This is a genomic window from Thermovirga sp. (assembly GCA_012523215.1).
Lineage (GTDB): Bacteria > Synergistota > Synergistia > Synergistales > Thermovirgaceae > 58-81.
Map to the genome: position 1 here is coordinate 1 of JAAYIZ010000092.1, position 2,915 is coordinate 2,915.

A 2,915-nucleotide genomic window follows, 5' to 3' on the forward strand; every position below is an offset into this window, starting at 1 on the left:
CCTATAGCCCGCAGGCCGATCCCCCTTCTCAGTTCATCCATGGCCAGGAGGTGCTCCTTCCAGGCTGAATCCAGCACGTTGAGGAGCAGAAACCTTATCATCTCGCTGGCGTTATCGGTTCCCAGTTCCCGGAGTTTCCCATCGATCCTTCCGGTGACCTCTTCCATAAGCCGAAGGCGCGCCTCCTCCAGTTCCTGAGGGGTCTCTACCCCCCCAAGGTGCTTCTCAACGCCCGACCAGAGGACGCTCTTCAGGGCGACCGATACGGCCTGGGGCTGCGGTTCGGCGCCCTCGGGGAAGAGTCGGTCCAGGATGCTGTCGACGGCGTCTTCCACCAGTTGGCGGCCATGATCGGCCAGGTCGGACTCGGTGAGGATCCTCCTTCGCTCCTGGTAGATGGCTTCTCTTTGCTGGTTCATTACGTTATCGTACACGAGGAGTTGGCGCCGTATATCGAAGTGGAACTCTTCCACCCGTTTTTGCGCCGTCTCTATGGCCTTGGTCAGCAGTCCATGCTCGATATATTCGCCCTCCTCGAGTCCGAGCTTTTCCATGAATCCGCTTATCCTGTCGGAGCCGAAGAGGCGGAGAAGATCATCCTCGAGGGAAAGGTAAAAGGTGCTGCACCCGGGATCCCCCTGGCGGCCGCTTCTGCCCCGAAGCTGGTTGTCTATGCGCCGGGATTCGTGCCGCTCCGTGCCGACGATCTTGAGACCTCCAAGATCGACGACCGCGGCGTGCGCCCGGTCGCACTCCTCTTTCCTTGCGGCGAGGATCTCCGCAAAAGCCTCCCCCTCGGAGGCGAAGTCCACCCCCTTCTTCCGGGCCTCCTCCTTGGCCAGGAAGACCGGGTTGCCGCCCAGGACTATATCGGTCCCGCGGCCGGCCATGTTGGTGGCGACGGTAACGGCCCCGAGCCTTCCCGCCTGGGCTACGATGTTCGCCTCCATTTCATGGTACTTGGCGTTCAGGATCCTGTGCTCGATCCTCCTGGCCTTCAGGATCTTCCCAAGAGTCTCGGAACTCTCGATGGAGGTGGTTCCTATCAGGACCGGCTGTCCCGTCCCGTGAGTCTCTTCCACGTCGTCCGCCACCGCGGTGAATTTTTCCCTCCTGGTCCGGAATATCACGTCGGGGTTGTCCTTCCTGATCATGGGCATATGGGTGGGTATGACCACCACCTCCAGCCCGTATATATCCTTGAACTCCTCCTCCTCGGTGGCGGCCGTTCCGGTCATGCCCGCCACTTTTCCGTACATCCGCACGAAGTTCTGGAGGGTTATGGTGGCGAGGGTCTGGTTCTCCCTCCCGACGCGAACCTTTTCCTTGGCCTCGATCGCCTGGTGTAGCCCATCGGAGTATCTTCTCCCGAACATCAACCTGCCGGTGAACTCGTCGACGATTACTATCTCCCCGTCCTTGTTGACGTAGTGGACATCCCTCTGGAACAGGTGATGAGCCTTGAGAGCCTGGACGATCCTGTGGCCTAGTTCCGATCTCTGGTAGTCTGTGAATAGGTCAGGCAGGCCGAGGATCTTCTCGCACTTCGCTATTCCCGCCTCGGTAAGGGCCACGTTGCGTTCCTTCTCCTCGAGTTCGAAGTCCTCTCCCTTGCGGAGCCTCCTGGCGACATCGTCGGCTTTCCTGTAGACCTCCACGTTGTCCTCGGAGGGACCGGAGATGATGAGGGGTGTCCTGGCCTCGTCGATGAGGATGGAGTCGACCTCGTCGAGGATTATGAAGGAATGCTCCCGCTGGACCAGCTGAGAAGCGAGGATGGCCATGTTATCCCTGAGGTAGTCAAAGCCGAATTCGCTGTTGGTTCCATAGGTTACATCGGCCCTGTAGGCCGCCATCCTCTCGGCCTGGTCCATGAAGGCGTATATAACGCCTACGGAAAGTCCGAGGTATCGGTATATGGGCCCCATCCACTCGGCATCACGCTTGGCCAGATAATCGTTCACCGTGACAAGGTGAACCCCCTGCCCCCTCAAGGCATTCAGGGCCACGGCCAGGGTCGCCACCAGGGTCTTCCCCTCGCCGGTCTTCATCTCGGCGATCTTGCCCTCGTGGAGGGCCATTCCGCCCATGAGTTGGACATCGAAGTGACGAAGACCCAGGGTTCTCCTTGACGCTTCGCGGACGGCCGCGAAAACCTCCGGAAGCATTTTATCAGAGGGTTCGCCCTTCATGGCCCTTTGCCTGAAAAGGGGTCCCAGTCCGCCCAGTTCATCGTCGGAAAGGGATCGCATCGAAGCTTCCAGCTCATTGACCCTGGTCACTTCCGCCGCGTAACGCTTGAGGGTCCTTTCATTTCGGTCGAGCCCCAGGGTTTTCTTCAGCGACTGAAACATTCACTTCACCTCGTTCGGTGTCTGGCGCGGGGAGCGTACCTCAAAGTGACATTATATTCCCCTCCGTAAGGAGCGTCAAAAAAAGAGGGGCGGCCATGGCCGTCTCGCAAAGGATGGGCCGCTTTGATCAATGGTGCCTGCGCTGGGCGGGAACCCCGGGGGAGAATAAAGGGGGTTCAGGAAAGGAGGCTTTTTGCCTTGACCAGGTACTCCATCCCGGACCAAAGCGTCGCGACCAAGGCGACCCACATCGCCGGCAGACCGCCAGGAAGGTCGAAGATCATGAGGAGGATCGCAATGATCTGGGTCACGGTCTTGACCTTGCCCCCTCTTGATGCCGAGATCACCACGCCCTCGGAGGCGGCGACCATGCGGAGGCCGGTGACGAAAAACTCCCTGGAAAGGATGATGACGACGATCCAGGCGGGCAACCTCTGGAGCTGGACCAGGGAGATCAGGGCGGCAATCACGAGGATCTTGTCGGCCAGGGGATCGATGATCTTGCCGAGGTTGGTGACCATACCGTGTTTCCTGGCGAAGTACCCGTCGAAAGTGTCGGTC

At 59.6% G+C, this 2,915-nt stretch carries 2 protein-coding genes; both read right to left on the minus strand.

Translation table 11 applies throughout. From position 1 onward, the window contains the following. On the minus strand, positions 1-2,354 hold a 2,354-nt coding region (gene secA / locus GX108_02655), incomplete at its 3' end, for a preprotein translocase subunit SecA (GenBank protein NLO55949.1). Between the two features lie 176 nt (positions 2,355-2,530). Further along, positions 2,531-2,915, minus strand: a 385-nt coding sequence (gene pgsA, locus GX108_02660) for a CDP-diacylglycerol--glycerol-3-phosphate 3-phosphatidyltransferase (GenBank protein NLO55950.1), incomplete at its 5' end; no start/stop codon positions are given.